Source organism: uncultured Arcticibacterium sp. (genome assembly GCF_964021845.1).
Taxonomy (GTDB): Bacteria; Bacteroidota; Bacteroidia; order Cytophagales; family Spirosomataceae; genus Arcticibacterium.
On sequence record NZ_CAXHZC010000004.1, the window covers coordinates 444,977 to 462,834 of the forward strand.

At 37.3% G+C, this 17,858-nt stretch carries 16 protein-coding genes; 12 read left to right on the plus strand and 4 right to left on the minus strand.

Translation table 11 applies throughout. From position 1 onward, the window contains the following. The first annotated feature begins 7 nt into the window (after nt 1-7). From AADJ06_RS14255 to AADJ06_RS14275, 5 genes are all read left to right on the plus strand, one after another. A complete protein-coding gene (locus AADJ06_RS14255; RefSeq protein ID WP_341227146.1) occupies nt 8-1,810 on the plus strand; it encodes a potassium transporter TrkG in 1,803 nt (600 codons plus the stop codon). Between the two features lie 113 nt (nt 1,811-1,923). Beyond that, entirely contained in the window at nt 1,924-2,616 is a 693-nt protein-coding gene (locus AADJ06_RS14260; RefSeq protein ID WP_341227147.1) for a TrkA family potassium uptake protein, read from the plus strand. 25 nt (nt 2,617-2,641) lie between these two features. Then, complete coding sequence (locus tag AADJ06_RS14265; RefSeq protein ID WP_341227148.1) at nt 2,642-3,334, plus strand: DUF4145 domain-containing protein; 693 nt, start codon at nt 2,642-2,644, stop codon at nt 3,332-3,334. After that, complete coding sequence (locus AADJ06_RS14270) at nt 3,334-3,723, plus strand: VOC family protein (protein WP_341227149.1); 390 nt, start codon at nt 3,334-3,336, stop codon at nt 3,721-3,723. Before AADJ06_RS14265 ends, AADJ06_RS14270 begins: the two co-directional genes overlap by 1 nt. Before the next feature lie 266 nt (nt 3,724-3,989). After that, nucleotides 3,990-5,261 carry an OmpA family protein gene (locus tag AADJ06_RS14275; protein ID WP_341227150.1) on the plus strand — a complete coding sequence of 424 codons (1,272 nt, stop codon included), beginning with the start codon at nt 3,990-3,992 and terminating at the stop codon, nt 5,259-5,261. Between the two features lie 214 nt (nt 5,262-5,475). On the opposite strand, the gene AADJ06_RS14280 is transcribed toward AADJ06_RS14275, so the two are convergent. Further along, entirely contained in the window at nt 5,476-7,758 is a 2,283-nt protein-coding gene (locus tag AADJ06_RS14280; RefSeq protein ID WP_341227151.1) for a TonB-dependent receptor, read from the minus strand. 151 nt (nt 7,759-7,909) lie between these two features. Between AADJ06_RS14280 and AADJ06_RS14285 the strand changes: the two genes are divergently transcribed. Then, nucleotides 7,910-8,425 carry a hypothetical protein gene (locus tag AADJ06_RS14285; protein ID WP_341227152.1) on the plus strand — a complete coding sequence of 172 codons (516 nt, stop codon included), beginning with the start codon at nt 7,910-7,912 and terminating at the stop codon, nt 8,423-8,425. Nucleotides 8,426-8,626: 201 nt separating this feature from the next. On the opposite strand, the gene AADJ06_RS14290 is transcribed toward AADJ06_RS14285, so the two are convergent. After that, on the minus strand, nt 8,627-9,994 hold the full coding sequence (locus AADJ06_RS14290; RefSeq protein ID WP_341227153.1) for a hypothetical protein: 1,368 nt from the start codon (nt 9,992-9,994) through the stop codon (nt 8,627-8,629). Between the two features lie 166 nt (nt 9,995-10,160). Between AADJ06_RS14290 and AADJ06_RS14295 the strand changes: the two genes are divergently transcribed. From AADJ06_RS14295 to AADJ06_RS14320, 6 genes are all read left to right on the plus strand, one after another. Beyond that, complete coding sequence (locus tag AADJ06_RS14295; protein ID WP_341227154.1) at nt 10,161-10,412, plus strand: type II toxin-antitoxin system ParD family antitoxin; 252 nt, start codon at nt 10,161-10,163, stop codon at nt 10,410-10,412. Further along, nucleotides 10,405-10,704: a type II toxin-antitoxin system RelE/ParE family toxin gene (locus tag AADJ06_RS14300; RefSeq protein ID WP_341227155.1), complete on the plus strand. Its 300-nt coding sequence runs from the start codon at nt 10,405-10,407 to the stop codon at nt 10,702-10,704. Before AADJ06_RS14295 ends, AADJ06_RS14300 begins: the two co-directional genes overlap by 8 nt. Nucleotides 10,705-10,746: 42 nt before the next feature. After that, entirely contained in the window at nt 10,747-12,015 is a 1,269-nt protein-coding gene (locus AADJ06_RS14305) for a hypothetical protein (protein ID WP_341227156.1), read from the plus strand. Nucleotides 12,016-12,341: 326 nt separating this feature from the next. Continuing rightward, nucleotides 12,342-12,581: a 50S ribosomal protein L28 gene (gene rpmB / locus AADJ06_RS14310; RefSeq protein WP_111372246.1), complete on the plus strand. Its 240-nt coding sequence runs from the start codon at nt 12,342-12,344 to the stop codon at nt 12,579-12,581. Between the two features lie 88 nt (nt 12,582-12,669). Beyond that, nucleotides 12,670-13,497, plus strand: a complete 828-nt coding sequence (locus AADJ06_RS14315; protein WP_341227157.1) for a purine-nucleoside phosphorylase — start codon at nt 12,670-12,672, stop codon at nt 13,495-13,497. A 253-nt stretch (nt 13,498-13,750) separates the two neighbouring features. Beyond that, on the plus strand, nt 13,751-14,992 hold the full coding sequence (locus tag AADJ06_RS14320; RefSeq protein WP_341227158.1) for an OmpA family protein: 1,242 nt from the start codon (nt 13,751-13,753) through the stop codon (nt 14,990-14,992). 107 nt (nt 14,993-15,099) lie between these two features. Here the strand turns inward: AADJ06_RS14320 and AADJ06_RS14325 are convergent, their stop codons facing one another. Both AADJ06_RS14325 and serA read right to left on the minus strand, forming a co-directional pair. Continuing rightward, nucleotides 15,100-15,918: an ion transporter gene (locus tag AADJ06_RS14325; RefSeq protein WP_341227159.1), complete on the minus strand. Its 819-nt coding sequence runs from the start codon at nt 15,916-15,918 to the stop codon at nt 15,100-15,102. A gap of 34 nt (nt 15,919-15,952) precedes the next feature. Continuing rightward, nucleotides 15,953-17,854 carry a phosphoglycerate dehydrogenase gene (serA, locus tag AADJ06_RS14330; protein ID WP_341227160.1) on the minus strand — a complete coding sequence of 634 codons (1,902 nt, stop codon included), beginning with the start codon at nt 17,852-17,854 and terminating at the stop codon, nt 15,953-15,955. Between the last annotated feature and the right edge of the window lie 4 nt (nt 17,855-17,858).

The window sequence follows — 17,858 nt, forward strand, 5'->3', positions numbered from 1 at the left end:
ATACTAAGTGAAATTAAAACACTACCTGGTAGATTTCTGGGATAAGCTTATTCTCATAAGAGAAAAAGTGGTTAAAAGAATGGACTGGGCTATTTTTGGTGCTCTGCTTTTGGGCTTTGCATTGGTAATTTATCAAATAGCTTTTCCTAAAGAGTTAGCCGTAGAAAACTGGGTAGATACCATTTTGATAGATATCCCGATTGCGGTGATGTTTTTATATTTCATCAAATGGATTCTTCAAAACTTTATTAGAAAAAGAATTAAGCTTCTTGATAGAACACACCTGCCAGACCTGATTTTTGCAGGTATTTTGTACCTATTTCTTTATCTGAAAGGTAATTTTGAGCTAATAAATCAAAATTGGTTTCTCTATATTTTATTGAGTATCTTTTTTGTGGTGAGGCTCATGAGAGAAGGTGCCATTTTCGGAGGAAAAGGCATGACACCCTCTGTGCTTTTTGTGGTGAGTTTTGTGATGTTGATTTTGGTAGGAACCGCCATTCTTTTGATTCCAGACGTTTCTTCTCAAAAAATATCTTTTATTGATGCTCTATTTACAGCCACCAGTGCAGTGTGTGTAACAGGGCTTACAGTGGTAGATACTTCCACTACGTTTACAGCCATTGGACAAGACATGCTTTTGATTTTGATTCAAATTGGAGGTTTGGGCTTAATGACTTTTACCAACTTTTTCGCCATTCTATTTAAAGGAGGAATGTCTTTTAGAAATCACCTTATTTTAAGTGATATTATTCAGGCAGATAAACCAAATTCATTATTCTCAACGCTCCTTAAAATTGTAAGTTACACCTTTGTTATTGAGCTTATAGGGGTGTTTTTTATTCATCTTACCAGTAATGAAACTTTTTTCACGAGTTCTTATGACTCATGGATGTTTTCTGTTTTTCACTCCATTTCCGCCTTCTGTAATGCAGGGTTTAGTACGCTTCCTGATGGTTTGTTTAATGGCGGTTTTCGGTTTAATTATCCTTTTCAGCTCGTTATTTGTGTTTTAGTGATTTTGGGAGGTATAGGTTTTCCGGTGGTGATAGACCTTTATGATACTTTTAAGAAGTTGCTGAGGAGTTTGATAGGCTGGTTGTTTTTTAAGAAACGGTTCATTTTTATGGCCAGAAACCTGAATGTGCACTCTAGGCTGGTACTTACATCTACAGGAATTTTGCTGGCGATAGGAACTGTCCTATACTTTATCACAGAGTATAATAATTCATTGCAGCCGCATCCTACTATGTTCGGAAAATTGGTGCAGTCGTTTTTCGGTTCAGTCACCCCTAGAACGGCTGGTTTTAACACCGTAGATATGGGAGGTTTGATGCAGGGCACTATCTTAATTTACCTTTTGTTGATGTGGATTGGTGCTTCGCCAAGTAGTACGGGTGGAGGTATTAAGACCACCACATTTACCATTGCAATATCAAATATTGTGGCTTTAGCCAAAGGAAAAGATAGGGTTGACCTTTTTAAAAGAGAAATTTCTGGTTCATCCATTCATAGAGCTTTTGCTGTAATATTTCTTTCGCTTTTAATTATCGGGATGGCAGTTTTTCTCATAAGTACATTTGAACCGCAGCAAGAACTTACCAAGATTGCTTTTGAATGTTTCTCGGCATATAGTACGGTAGGTTTATCCATGAATTTGACCCCTCAGTTAGGTACGGCTTCAAAACTCGTTTTGATAGTGACCATGTTTTTAGGGAGGGTAGGTATGTTTACTTTGTTATTTGGCGTCTTTAAGAAGATTCATAGCAGTTCGCATCAATATCCTAAGGAAAACGTTTTGATTATTTGATGATGGGTGTTTGGATACTGAATGTCGGAGGTTCGATGAAAACTTCCAGCATAGGACATCAAACTTCCGACAAATAGGGGGAGGGATTCAACAATTGAAAATTTAAGAAAAGAATGAAATACATTATTATAGGTTTAGGGAATTTTGGGTCAACGCTTAGCTCGCGATTGACAGCCATTGGGCATGAGGTTTTTGGGGTAGACAATAGCTTGGAGATTGTAGAGCAATTAAAAAATAAAATTACTCATACCATCTGTTTAGATTCTTCAAAACCAGGGGCCTTAAACTCGCTTCCTATCCAAGAGGCAGACCAAATTATAGTGGCTATTGGGGAAGATGTGGGAGCATCTATTTTGACTACCGCTCTTCTGAAACAGCATAACGCCAAGTCTATTATTAGTAGAGCTATTAATCCGCTACATCAAACGGTTTTAGAGTCTATTGGTATTGAAACTATATTTAATCCAGAGAAAATAGCGGCAGAACAGTTTGCGAAGCAACTAGAACTTAGTGGTGTATTAGAATCATTCGATTTGTCGGACCATTGCAGTATTTTGGAGATTGAAGTACCGAAAAGGTATTTGGGCAGAACAGCCGATAATATTGACTTTTTTAGCACTTATGGTTTAAAATTGATAGCTGTAAAGCGTTTTGAGACTAAAAAGAACATCATAGGTATGATGAGTAAGTTTGCCACGGTAGACATGAATCTTGACCCAGACCACGAGTTTGACGAATCAGATATTTTGGTAATGATGGGTAATATTAAAGATTTCCAAAAAATGATTGGTAGTGATTTAAATTAAATAGCGTAAAATATAGATTAGGTTCATGCAGAGAATAGAGGAAAAATACATCTCACAAAAGACCGAAACACGTGGATACATTCACGTTTATTCAATAGATTATTTTTGTCCTAAGTGCTTTAGGAATGTGAATTTTGTGCTCAACTGGTCTCAAAACTCTAATGATATTTGCATGTGTGCAAAATCGAAATGTCCTGGCTGTAATGAATTTCTGAAATTTATATACATCGATTATGAATTAGAAAAGGGTAAACTAGGTAAGCTATATATTCATCCAGATTCAAATAATAGAACTTCAATCGTTAGTGCTAATCATGAGGAGTCCAATCTGAACGAAGCTTTATTAATGGCTTATGAATCAGCAATAAACGTATATAATATTGGCGAATGGGTTGGTACTGCAGTATTGTGTAGGAGGCTTTTAGAAGGTATATCGAAGGATTTAATTCCAAACCTGAGCAATAAGGCTACTCTCTATAATAGTTTGAAAGATTTGCCCAATCATATCGATTTACAAGAACCTATATTGACTCTTGCTGAAGCATTGAGGAAAGGAGGGAATCTCGGGGCTCATTTTGATTTAGTAAAAACTCCTGATAAAAGAATTGCCACTCAAATGTTGGATTTGTTGGATTATCTTATTGAATATATTTATCTACTACCAGATAGAATTGAAATGTTACATAGAGAAATTGAAAATTTAGAAAATACCAATTGATGATACATCTAACTAAAGTTCACCATATAGCCATCATAAGTTCCGATTATCAAAAGTCAAAAACATTCTACACGGAGGTACTTGGCCTAGAAATTATCAAAGAAACTTACCGAGAAAAACGCGACTCTTATAAGTTAGATTTAGGTCTAAACGGCGAATACATTATTGAATTGTTTTCGTTCCCAAACCCTCCTCCGAGAGTTTCAAGGCCAGAGGCCGTAGGTTTGAGACACCTAGCTTTTGAAGTTGATAATATTGAAGTCGCAATTGCAGAACTTATCAGAAAGGGCGTTACCTGCGAGCCGATAAGAATTGATGAAATCACCGGGAAACGCTTTACCTTCTTTGCAGACCCTGATGGCTTGCCACTAGAGTTTTATGAGGACTAATACTTAATATGAATTCGTTTACGCGATGATTTGCCGTAAGAATGTCCTGTAGGGACAAAACTTCGGTAAAATACCCTTGAGATATCACCCCACGCTTTGGTCGCTTTTTTATCGCAAGGAGAAAAAATCATAAAACATTCAAGTTCAAAATCTCCTGAAAGGCAGTCAATATTCACGAATCGCTTTTAACACTTCTTAACAAGTCAGTTTAAACTTATAAATTAGGGGCATTGTTTGCCATTTAGAACCTAATAAACTAAAATACTATGTATAAGATACTGTCAATCATTTTCTTGTTTGGCGTACAAAATGCACTGGCACAAGTTACGCCAAATCCAAAAGTCACTAAGAAGTCTACTCAAGATACTTTCATCAATAAAATTGAAATTACAGACGACTATACGGTGGTTTCTATGCAGTATGTGAGCAAATCGCCAAAGGAAGCCTTAAAAGAGTATTTGGATAACAACCCAAAGGAAAAAGAGCAGCTAGGTAGAATGAATCCTATGATGCGTAATATGCTTTTACAGCAAATGATGGGAGGAATGGGAGGAAGTACCATTAGCATTCAGCCAACTTCCTTTTTACGTTCAAAAGATGGAAAGGAGTTTGATTTTATCAAAGCCAGTAATATTCCAGTAGCACCAGAAAGGCAAAATGTAGAACCCGATAAAAAGTACTTTTTCAAAGTGTTTTTTGAGAAGTTGTCGCCTGGCATTAAATCGGTAGACTTGGTAGAAGGACCAAACGACGAGCGTGATGGTTTTCAATATTGGAATTTTTATGGAGTAGAAGTTAACAATCCTGCCCTTGGTGAAACTCAAGCTCTAGCAGCAATACCTGAAAACCCAGCAGAAGAGTTTATCATGAGTGGTAAAGTTTATGATGCGGCCACTGAAAAACCAATTGCGGCAAAAATCACTTGTACTATTGAAGGTGACAATGTTCCTTTTGATTCCGTGATGACCTCTAGAACTGGTTACTATGAGTTTTTAGTAAAACCTGATTCCTATGTTTATAAAATAGAAGCAGATGGTTACGCTTTAACTACGGAAAATATGAACTTGAGCAAGGTGACCAAATCGTTTGATAGAGACATATTTTTAGAGCCTTTGGTGGAAGAAACACCACAAGAGGAAATAGCTGAAGTGATAGAAGAGCCTGTTAAAGAGGAAGAGTTAGAAGAGGTTGATGAAAATACCTTCCGATTGAAGAATGTTTATTTCCCGCTTGGTAAAGCAGATATATTGGAAGAGTCTCATAAAGAACTGGCAAAGGTAGTTAGGATGATGAACGAAAACCCAGAAATGGAAATCAGAGTAGATGGTCATACGGACAATCAAGGCGATAGCCGACTTAATATGATTTTAAGCATGGATAGAGCTAAGAATGTAAGAGATTATTTGATAGCCGAAGGTATTGAAGCTAAGCGTATTACTTTCAAAGGATGGGGAGATACAAAGCCTATTGAGAAAAATCAATCAAAAGAAGAGCGTCAAAAAAATCGTCGTGTAGAAATTGTCATAATAAACGAATAAGCTTTGTTTTTGTCGTTAATAAGTAGGATTGGGTCATGACCCAATCCTACTTTCATATCGGCCCTGTATAAAGCAACTTCATCTTTATGCAAAGCCCCATCGGGGCGAAACATTGGTAGATAAATAATATTGGCAAAGAATTAACAAACCCCGTAGGGGTGATATGTAGTTTTTATTGACAATTCATAAATCGTTTTCCCTATGAGTAAATTCATTAATCCAATGACCATCTCACCCCTAAAAAACCTCTAATTCCTTGATTTGGAGCATAAACATAACTCGGGTCAAAAGTTAAGGCGTAAGGGTTGTTTGCGGTAGGAACCACATCTCCAGCATCATTAAAGGTCACTTCTCTATCAAATGGGTCAAAAGAACGTGCAATGCTATTTGCCGCAGGTGTAAAGTTTAAAAGGTTTTTAACGCCACCATATACTTGTATTGAACCTTTATTTGGCGAATAAGTCAACTGAATATTCTGAATACTCCACCAAGGCGAGGTGTCAGGTCTTGGGTCTAAGTCACCCAACACTGGCAGTTTCATTGGCCCGTAGAGGTTTCCAGTATAATCTACCATAATATTTATACGAGGAATGGTGTACGAGGCAGACCAAGTTCCACTGAATTGCTCGGTCAGTAAAGGCCTTTCGGTTTCGCCATTTTCTATTAAAGTGTTATCCATAAGAGTGGCACCTGTCGAAAGTTTTAGGCTATTCGCAAAATTGAAATCCACATTGGCAGATATACCCTTTGAAACCGAATACCCATCTAGGTTGTCATAAATAATTTTTTGAGGGTCTGTGTCATAATCAGGCACTATTCGGTTGTTGAAATGAGTGTAAAAAGCCGTGAAATCTACGCCGATAAAACCGTTGTTTTTTGTAATGATTTTGGCCATATAATTAAGGTTGGCATTGATGCTTTTCTCAGGCTCAAGCTCACTTAATATATCTACTGTTCTAGCTCCTGTAAGTGCGGCATGGTCTTCTGTAAAAAGGTTTACTACCCTAAAACCTGTACCTACATTAAGTCTAAGAATATTGAATTTGTTCAAATTGTATTTGTAAGCTATTCGCGGTGTGTGAATGCCACCATGCTCTTGATGATAATCAAATCTATAACCTAAGAGTATTTTTTGTTTTTGGTCTAAGGTGATTTCATCTTGAACAAAAACACCAGGCAGTAAACTATTTTCAGGAGCAGTAATGTCAAGGTTTTCAGGGCTTGCGGTGGCTGGAGTATTGTCATCATAAAATGTGTGACGAGCCGCTATTCCCGTAAGTAAATCATGATTTTTTAGAGATTTATCCCAGGTCATTTGAACAAAACCGATGTTTTGCTTCGCAAAGTAAGGTAGGTCTCCATAGTAAGAATCTTGGTCGTGATTATTATAAGAGAAAGTCAAAGCTAGTTTTTCTTTAGTAGGGAGTTCATATCTTCCTAGTACTTCCCACCTTTTGGTGTAGATGCTTTCACCGTATTTTTCTGTTCCACCTCTGAAGGCACTTGTCCAGTCCATTTCACCACCCCACCTGTTTTCATAAAAGTACCTGGCGGCCACATTAAAGTATTTGTCGCCGCTATGTTTTACACTCCATTTATGAAATAATGAAACACGATGTTGCAGAGTTACGTCTGTGAAGTTGTCTCCATTATTATCAATCGGGTTCTGATAGTTATAATAATTGACGCCAGTCAAAGTTTGGATTTTTGAGCCTATGGCTTGTTTGAAACCTAAGTCCACATTTAATTCTTGCCAGCTGGTCATCATTACATCGGCAGATAATTTAGGAGCTTTTAGCGGCGATTTGGTGATGATATTAATGAGACCACCCACGGCCTCGCTGCCATATAAAGAAGAGGCTGGTCCTTTAACCACCTCTACACGTTCAATCAAAGAATTCGGAATTCCGGATAAACCATATACCGTGGACAAGCCACTCACTATAGGCATGCCGTCTAACAAAACCATGGTATAAGGGCCCTCCAGGCCATTTATGTGAATATCACCAGTATTACACACATTACAGTTTAGCTGCGGTCTTACTCCGTTTACGTTTTGCAAAGCTTCGAAAACGTTAGGTGTAGGATTTCTTTTGAAAAACGCTGGCGTATAAATTTCTACTGGTACGGGGGTTTCTAATCGACTTACTTCTTTCATGGTGCCAGTTACTACTACTTCATCTAAAGAAGAGGAACTTTCACGCAGTATTATTTCTAAATAGTTGGTTTCTCCGTCTCTTATTTCAGTATTGAGCTTCTTGTTTTCAAAACCAACAGAGCTGATACTAAGACTTAGTTTCCCAGGCTCTAAATTGTTCAAGGTGAATTTTCCATTTTCATCAGCTTGGGTGCCCTGACCGCTATTGTTAGGTAAAATTGTAGCAAACGATACGCTTTCACCTTCTTCTGAGAGAATTTTACCTGTCAGTGAATTATTCTGAGCCAATACTAAAGTGTTGGTAACGAGGGTTATCAGTATGTAAAGTAGATGTTTCAAATAATTAAATTAGTTATATATATGTTTTTAATTACGTACAAATATAAAATAAAGTTTAGGCTTGTCTAAAAAAATTAAAATAAACTTTTCGAAGCAGTTAAATTAAACTGGCACAGCCTTTGAAATTAGCTAATAAACAAAACCGACGAATATGAAATTTTTAGGAGTAGGAAGCAGAGTAAAACATGAGGAATATGGCTTAGGCGTGGTAATGAATGTGCATTCTACCTATTATGACATTACATTTTATAACCAAGGGAGTGAAAAAGTGGAGCTGGAAGAACCACTAGAAATAATTGAATATGTAGAAACCGAGAGTGATATGGTGTCTATGTATGAAGTGGAACTCACACTTACTAAACTTCTTCAAAAATGGAATGGGCAAACCGAAACTGTGCCTTTAGGTGACAGATGGAAGGGAGGAACCATGATTCTAAAACCTGGAGCCGAAGGATTAGCTGCGAAGGAAATGCCAATAGAGACATTCTTTCATAAAATAGTGATGATGCGTGACAAACTACGTGTGCTAGAACAAAAGGTAAATGCCAGCGATTTAACTGACGAAGCCAAGGTTGATTGCCAACAATACATTACCCGATGCTACGGCTCCATGACCTCTTTCAATGTCCTTTTCAAAGACAAAGACCATCAGTTTAGTACGAAGTAGCTTATTCTTAATTTATTAGAACATTATTTTTGAAAGCTCCAGAGAAGCGAAATGTTAATAGAAACGAGATTGAATTTTTAGCTCGTTTGGCGTTATTTTGGTTCAAAAAGCCAAAATCATGACAAACAATACTCCCCATAAAAGACAAATTCTCACCTTTCTAAAAAGTGAGAATTTGTAATTTAAAGACTATCGAAAGTTCTATTTCTTCAAAAAAGAATAATCATTTCCACCTTCGGTCAATATAACTTTGCTCTCAGCCATATTAAAAGTCAATTTGATGTTCTCCTTCTCATTTACAAAAACGTGGTTGCCGATATACTTAAAATCTAGAGGCTCTTGATTCGTGGCTTGAGCTATCAACTTACCCTCCGTTTCCGTAATACTAATTTTGATGGGCATGTCTTTGGTAGTGTAAGTGCCTAAATACTGCTTAATGTTCTCAATGGACACTTCTGCTATAGGTGTAAACTTCTCAATAGAAAGAAGGTCGTCCACCGTTTTTAGTCGAGCTATAATGCCCCAACCATAAAAGTCGTTTGCTACCGCCATGGTTATTTCGTTTTTACCTTCTTTAAGATTTAATCTAACAGAACCATTTTCTGTAGAAATACGCCCCCTTGGGTATTTCTTCATGTCTTGCATGTAAAGGTTTTTGTCTACATACACCATTTTGTTATTTAAGAAAACCCATAACTCATCGCTAAAGCCCAATTCTAGTTCTACCGATTTGGCTATACTGCTTTCTACCACCGCCTTTAACCAAATAACACGTCTCTCTGTACTTTTACCGTAAACTTTGGTTAGGTTAATAAGTCCCATTCTTTCAGCCGAAATGGATTTTTCAAAAAGACCATTGTCTGGTAAATTATCTGTTGTGATATCTGTGCCTTTAGGTAAGAGCATAGGAGAGGTCATGGCCCAGTTTCGTATAAAATTAGACTGATGGTCTGTTAGGTCTGGAAGAGCCTCTGGGTGTAATCCTTCTGTGGCATTAGGCTTTACTATTAGGTTTGAGATATAAGAATTACCATCAAAAGCAATCTTACCTTCAGCCATTCTTCCTTCCAGTTCTGGAATGTTCAGCACTTCTTTCTTATTGCAGTACACTTTCATTCGCTTACCAGAAATGACCAATTTTATATGATTCCAGTCTGGTTTAATCTCGGAAGCGGCCTGATATTGCGGTAGCATATCCCACATGTTTACCCCATCAATATAGGGAGCATATTGAATGGCCTCATTCGCAAGTTTATCATTCATTTTAAAAACTCGCAGGTAAACAATCTCCTGCTCTTTGTCATCTTGTCTATGGAAATAAACGCTACTAGAAAAACCTCCGGTAATTGGTTCCATGTCGTACTCAATGGTTCCGTTTTTGAAATTAAGATTTTTGATTTCAATAGGATTAGCATTAGGAGCAATCTTCATGCTCTGTCTCCCCTTGTAATTAAGGAATTCCACGCTGCCCTCTTTAAAGTCAAAGTTCTCAGGTTTTAGGTCAATGGACTGTGCCACGCCACTGAAAACCACAGCGACTAATAGGGTTAAGGTAATTAGCTTTTTCATTTTGCTTGTATGTTTAATGTATCGCAAAATTGGCTATTCAGCCTTATATAGCCTGTTCAGGATTTGTTCATTTTTGGTTCAAGGTGGTTTCAGTGATTGTTTTATAAAGAGTTGCTTTAAATAGTACCAATTTTTGGTATATTTGAATAGTTTATTGAATTAGATAATGAGTAAAAACACATCAGTATCCTTAGGTAATTATTTTGACCAGTTTGTTCAAAGCAGTATTAGCGAAGGTCGCTTTAAAAATGTTAGTGAGGTTATTAGGGCAGGCTTAAGACTTTTGGAAGAAGAAGAAAGTCGGGCTATTGCTTTACGGAATGCTATTCAAGAAGGAATGGACAGTGGAATTGCAGAAGACTTTGATGCTACAAAACATTTAAAAGAGTTAAAAGCAAGAAAACACTCAAATGGCTAAGTTTAATCTTACAAATAAGGCAGTTGAAGATTTAGGTAAGATTTGGGATTATACTTTTGACGAATGGTCGGAGCGGCAGGCAGATATTTATTATAAGTCTTTCATTTCGACATGTAATGAGATTGCGATTAATCCAAGAATAGGTAAAAGCTATGAGGGTATTACTGAATCGCTTTTCGGGATGAAAGTGAATCACCATATTATTTTCTATCGAATTTTGAGTGAGGATTATATTGAAGTGACTAGAATTCTCCATGAAAGAATGGATTTAAAGAATAGGCTGAAGGATTAAATTAAAGGAGTTTCGACGAGTAAGCGTTGAAGAGAAATGATCATGAAAAACCCAACCATCCAAATACTAAAAAAAGCAATTGAAGCTCGGCTGAATTGGGGTGCTGCGGAAGGCTGGAGTAATTATGACTTTGAAAAACTAAGTGATGAGATTCTGGAAGTCACAGAGGTTAGTTTGAGTGTTTCTACCTTAAAGCGTTTTTTCGGCAAAGTAAAATATCAAAATAAACCTTCCTTTACCACACTAAACACCCTGGCAGCTTTTGTGGGTTATGAAGATTGGCGAAGCTTTGAAACGGAAGCTGCTTCAGAGAACTCGGAAGAAATAATTCCTTCTTTAAAAGAAGAGAAGCCAGTAGAAAAGAGGGCTTTTGAATTAAAACCCTATCTGTATTCTAGTTTGGTCTTGCTTTTAGTGGCAGCACTTTTTCTTTATTTAAAATCTAAGCCAAAATATAATCTAGAAGACTTCCAGTTTTCGTCTAAAACTATGCTGAGTAAAGGTTTGCCTAATTCGGTAGTTTTTGATTACGATGCCACGGCAGCAAATGAAAATGATACTGTCTTTATCAGTCAAAATTGGGATGTCAGGAGAAAGTTTGCCGTAGATAGAAATAAGAGGCATCATTCTTCCATTTATTACTATCCTGGGTATTATAGAGCAAAGCTAATGGCTGGCGATTATATATTAAAAGAACATGATATTCAGATAATCACGGATGGTTGGCTTGGCGTTTTAGCTAATACCACTAATGATATGCCGCTTTATTTTAGCAAGGAGGAGGTTTATGAGAAAGATGCGGTAGTAGCCAGTAAAGAACTTTTGGAGAAGTATGATATTGGGCTCACTCCAGACTTGCCTTTAATTTGGTTTTCAAATCAAAAAGATTTGGAAGGTTTTAAGACGGATAATTTTGAGTTTGAGATAGAAGTGAAATCAAGTTTTTCCGAAGGGAAAGCGGCTTGTCAAAATATGCAAATCATGCTTCAAGCAAAAGATGATATATTGATAATTCCGCTAGCTCAGCCCGCCTGTGTCGGTAATATGTATTTGGCGGCCTACGGTTTTGGTACAGATAGCAAGTCGGCAGACCTAAGCGGGTTTGGTGCAGACTTACACGAATGGACAAAGATAAAAGTGGTTTGTATAGACCGTGAGGTACAGTTTTTTGTAAATGGAAATTTGGCCTACAAGGCCACCACACAAAACCCTGTAAATGAAATTGTGGGTGTTCATGCGAGGTTTGAAGGACCAGGAAGTATTAGAAATACGGTTTTAAGGTCTGGAGGTATGGAGGTAGTGTTTGACTAGGATTACTAGATGTTATTCAGTGTAAAAGCTCCAGAGGAGCGAAAGGTTAATAGGAAATTGGAGATAAAAGGCCAATTCGTTTGGCGTTATTTTGGTCTTAAAAGCCAAAATTATGACAAATGTTTTAAGGAATATATTAATCCAATGTGTTTAACAGCATATATTAAAGTCATTTATGTCAATTATAAGGCTAAATGGTAAGTGTTTAAATTCCAGATAAAAAAGAAAAGCCCCTCTTGCAATTGAATAAAAGATTTAGGATATTTGCACCCCAATTGAGGAGTTGCTTCGTGAAAGCAGCAGAATTATACTAAACGAAAGAGATTATGTCAAAGGTTTGTCAAATCACCGGTAAGAGAACAAGAGTTGGTAACAACGTTTCTCACGCAAATAATAGAACGAAGAGAAAATTTTATCCTAATCTTCAGAAGCAGAAATTCTTCTTGGAGTCAGAAGGTATTTGGGTAGAGCTTAAAGTTTCTACACAAGCTATGCGTACTATTAACAAGAAAGGTCTTGAAGCTACTTTAATACAAGCAGCTAAAAAAGGTACTCTTTCTTTGTAAAAGATATTTTGTAAGAAATGAAGGGTCGACCGAAAGGTTTGACCCTTTTTTTGTTGTTTAAGATTCTCCTTATTTTTTTAAAACTTCCATGATGAACTTATCTGAAAAAATTATCAGCACCACCGACTTCTTAAAAGAAAAAACAAACGGTTTTACTCCTGAAATTGGAGTTATCTTGGGAACGGGCCTTGGAGGCTTACTGAAAGACATTAAAGTAGCTTACGAAATAGCCTATTCAGATATCCCAGGTTTCGTGGAGGCTACCGTAGAGTTTCATTCTGGAAAACTTGTTTTCGGTACGCTTTCAGGTAAAAAAGTGGTATGCATGTCGGGTAGGTTTCATTACTATGAGGGCTACAGCATGGAACAGGTTACTTTTCCTGTACGAGTGATGGACAGTTTGGGTATTGATAGGCTTATTATTTCGAATGCTGCTGGAGGGATGAATCCTGACTATGCGGTATCTGATTTAATGATAATAGACGATCACATCTCTTTGTTCTTACCAGAGAATCCGCTGGTAGGGGAGTGCATAAAAGGCGACAGGTTTCCTGACATGTCGGCACCGTATGATGCAGAAATGATTCAGTTGGCTCATGAGATAGCAGCTGAAAACTCTTTTGACCGAGTACAGCAAGGTGTTTACGTTAGCGTAAGTGGTCCAGCTTTAGAAAGTAAGGCAGAATATAGACTACTAAGGTTAGTGGGAGCAGACGCCGTAGGAATGAGCACCGTACCAGAAGCTTTGGTTGCCATTCAGATAGGTTTAAAAGTTTTTGCTATTTCTGTAATTACAGACATGGGTATTCCAGAAACGTTGACCAAAGCAAATATTGAAGATATTTTGAAGGCAGCTTATGCGGCAGAGCCTCAAATGACTACTATTATTAAAGGGATACTTGAGCGAATAGGCTAGTATTTTTTGCTTACTAAATAGAAATTCTGAAAAACCTTTTAGCTGGCTCAGTTCGGCTAAACAACACCTTAAACCTCATTGAAAAAGAGATTATTATTAATTGCTTTTAAATAAGTCTATTAGCTGTTTTGTTATTTGGATAAATAGGATATTTTTGTGACTTTGTTGATTTATTAAGTCTAACCTACGTAGTCAATCAACATCCACTTTGCCTTTATTGGCATAGGTTATTCAATAATAAAACCCCATTTATATGTCAACCAATTTGCTGGAGTTAACCAAGGGTTATCTATCAAATGAAGCTGTCGACCAAGTCTCAGAATTTTTAGGAGAAAACTCATCTTTAATAAGTAGAGGTCTTAGCGGAGTATTACCAATTCTTCTTGGTGGAATAATTAACAAAATATCTACAGAAGAAGGTTTAGCCTCCTTAATGGGGCTGATTAACTTGGGTAGTAATTCAGGGGTTTTGGGTAATCTGGAAGGTTTATTGACAAATAAGTCGCAGTCTCAAGGTTTGTTGGATAATGGCTCAGGTTTAGTTTCTTCCGTTTTGGGAAATAATACTGGTTCAGTAATAGATAGTATTGCTTCTTTTAGTGGTTTGAAAAAATCATCAACCTCGTCCCTTTTAAGCATTGTGACGCCATTGTTAATGAGTGTGATAGGCAAGCAAGTGAAACTAGACGGTTTGAGCCTTTCTGGTTTAGCAAGTTTATTGATGGGACAAAAAGAGTATGTTAAGGCTGAAATGCCGGCAGGTTTATCTTCTTTGGCGAGTTCGCTAAATTTTGAACAGCTAGGAAACGCTCAAGGGAGAAGTTTCACAGCTATGGCTGGTATAAAGAACATTGGTGCAGGCATTTTTGGAGGAGAGAGCATGATGAAGGTACTATTGGCTCTTCTGATTATAATTATAGGAATTTGGGCCTATAAGAATTATTCTAAAGTAGACGTAAATACAGCAGATGTAATTAGAGAGGATGTAAGTGGTGCAGTAGATGACGGTGTTGCGGCTGCTGATAAGGAAATAAAGAAATTAAGTGAATTTTTCAATGTGAAATTACCAAACGGTGTTGAATTGAATATCCCTACGGAAGGTATGGAAGCTAATCTATTGAATTTCATATCGGATGGAACGGTGGATGAAACCAGCTGGTTTAATTTAGATAGAATAAATTTTGAGTCAGGAAGCTCTAATTTAACAGCGGAGTCATCAGAGCAAGTGAAGAATATTGCCGTCATTCTGGATGCCTATCCAGAGGTAAATTTGAAGGTAGGAGGTTACACAGATAATTCTGGAAGCGAAGAAGGAAATATGAAACTTTCTCAGGATAGAGCGAACAAAGTTATGGTTGCAATTTTGGCCAATGGTATATACGCATCAAGATTAGAGGCTGAAGGATATGGTTCCGCTCATCCGGTGGCTAGTAATGAAAGCCAAGAAGGTAAAACTCAGAATAGAAGGATAGCAGTTAGAGTTACTCAGAAATAGGAAACGCTTATGTCATAAAACTCCATTTTGATGGGTTTTGTTTCTTATGGTAAATTCAGTAATTATTGAAAATACAATTATTTGTGAAGTGTTTCTTTGGTTGAACTTTAAGAGTTTAACTTCTCTCCACATTTATAGCAGAAAGTAGCATTCCTAGCGTGATTTCCTGCAGAGCAATTTGTACAAGAAACGGTTTTAATATCCTCACTTTTTAAGCTCTGACGAGTTATTTCGGAACTTACTATTCCAGTAGGTATGGCGATAATCCCATATCCTAAAATCATAACAATGCTAGCGATAAACTGTCCAAGGACTGTTTGTGGAGCAATATCTCCATAGCCTACCGTGGTCATGGTAACTATAGCCCAATAAATGCTTTTTGGAATGCTGGTGAAGCCAGAGGTCTCATCTTCAATCAAAAACATAACGGTACCTAGTATGGTACAGAGTATAACTATCGCAAATAAGAATACAAGTATTTTCGTTCTAGATGCCAATAGGGCCTTTTTGAGCTTATTAGATTCTCCTACATATTTCGCGAGCTTTAAAATCCTGAAAATCCTTAGCAATCGGAGTGAACGAAATGCTAATAATGCACCTGAAGAACTAAGAAGAAAGAAGGAGATGTATTTGGGAATGGTAGAAAAGAGGTCAATAATTCCATAAAAGCTAAAGACATAATTCCAAGGCTTCCTAATACATATAATACGGCAAATGTATTCTATGGAAAATAAAATGGTGACAATCCACTCTGTAATATTAAAAAAGCTATGGTATTTGGTATCAAGGCTTTTAACACTACCCAGCATCACTAATACTACAGATGCGAGTATTAACCACAACAAAGCCACATCAAAGAGTTTACCCTCTTTGGTGTCGGCTTCGTAAATAATTTCATGCATTTTATCTCGCCAATCTCTTTTCATAAACATAAATGTAATGAAAGATGACGATTATGCTCTAAAAGAGCTTTCTGAACTTGATAGTGTTATCTATCTCTCTAAGTTCATCTAAGAACTCAGGCGAGTAAGACCTATTTACATCCATAATTACATAACCTATGGTCTCATTAGTCTTCAGATATTGACCAGAAACATTAATGTCATGTTTGGCACATAGGCTGTTTATTTTTGCCATAATACCAGGTACATTCTTATGAATATGCATCAGTCTGTGGCTTTCACCGAGCATTGGTAGCTGCACCTCAGGGAAGTTTACACTCCCTGTAGTACTTCCGTTATTCATATATTCTAAGAGTCTTTCAGGCACATAATGGCCTATCATCTCTTGAGCCTCTTCCGTACTTCCTCCAATGTGGGGAGATAATATAACGTTCTCCATTCCCATTAATTCACTCTCAAAAGGTTCTTTATTGGTTTTAGGCTCCTTAGGGAATACATCAACACCGGCTCCTGCTATTTTTCCAGATTTAAGAGCATCTACCAAGGCAGGTATTTCTACCACAAAACCTCTAGCAAGGTTAAGGAAGATAACGCCGTCTTTCATTTGAGCAAACTCTTTGGCGGTAATTAGATCATTGTTTTCAGGCCTTCCGTCAATGTGTAAGCTAACCACATCAGAAACCTGAAACACCTCTTCCATGCTTCTGCATTTGATAGCGTTTCCTATTGGCATCTTATCCATAGCATCATAGAAGTAAACTTCCATGCCCATGGCTTCAGCTACTACAGAAAGTTGCATACCAATATGGCCGTAACCTATCAGACCAAGTTTTTTACCTCTAATTTCAAATGCATTGGTGGCGGATTTATTCCAAACACCCCTGTGCATTCTTTCGCTATTAGAAGGTATCTTTCTAATAAGCATTATCATTTCTGCTATGGCTAATTCCACCACAGAACGTGTATTACTGTAAGGGGCGTTAAAAACGGCTACGCCCATTTCAGTACATTTTTCTAAGTCTATTTGGTTGGTACCAATACAGAAAGCACCTACCGCTATTAATTTCTCGGCATGCTCTAAAACCTCTGCAGTTAGCATTGTCTTAGAACGAAGCCCTATAATAGAGGCATCTTTAACTTTCTCAATTAACTCTTCACCATCCAAAGCTCCTACATGGAAGTCAACGTCAAAACCTTCTTTCTTGAAAGCGGCTACTGCAGCTTGGTGAACATTTTCTAGTAAAAGAATTTTGATTCTAGATTTTGGGTAAGACTGGCTCCTAGGCATGTGATTCATCCAAAGGATTTCATCAAGGCTTTTCACTACCTCATCTGCCACGGCTACTACCTTATCACGCTTTACATTTTCTATGAAAGCATAAAACTTGTCAGCCAAACCACTTTGTCTTATTTCATAGTCTGTAAAACCATCACCTATTACATGAACCTCGCCATCAAGGTTTAGTGATTTTACCAGTTTTACTTTTCCGCCGTTACCGGCCAAAACGTTTTCAGAATCAGCACCTGTAATATTTCCTTCGGCATCAAAAGTGAAAGTGTTGGCGTAAATGTTTTCTTCTTTTACGCCTAAACCAGTGGCTACAGGAACTATAAAGTCTTTAAAACCGCTAGATAGTATAATTATTTGCTCAGCACAATGCTCAAAGAATACCTCGTTTCTAGCAAATGAATCTGAAATGTTATCTTTCAGGAAACTTACTAATTCGTTAATATGAGTTTTGTTTGCACTTAGCAGTGCTAATCTTTTTGAAAGAGCTTCCGCAAAGGTAAGTTCACCACTCATGCCTAAATCGGTCAATCTTCTGATTTCTGCAACAGTCTCCTCTTGGTTGGAGGAGCCTTTTAAGGCAATTTTTGCAAGTTCATCTAAGCCTTCTACTTTAGTAAAAGTGCTATCAAAATCTATTATGAAGTATTTTTTAGGTGTTGTACTAGCCACAGTA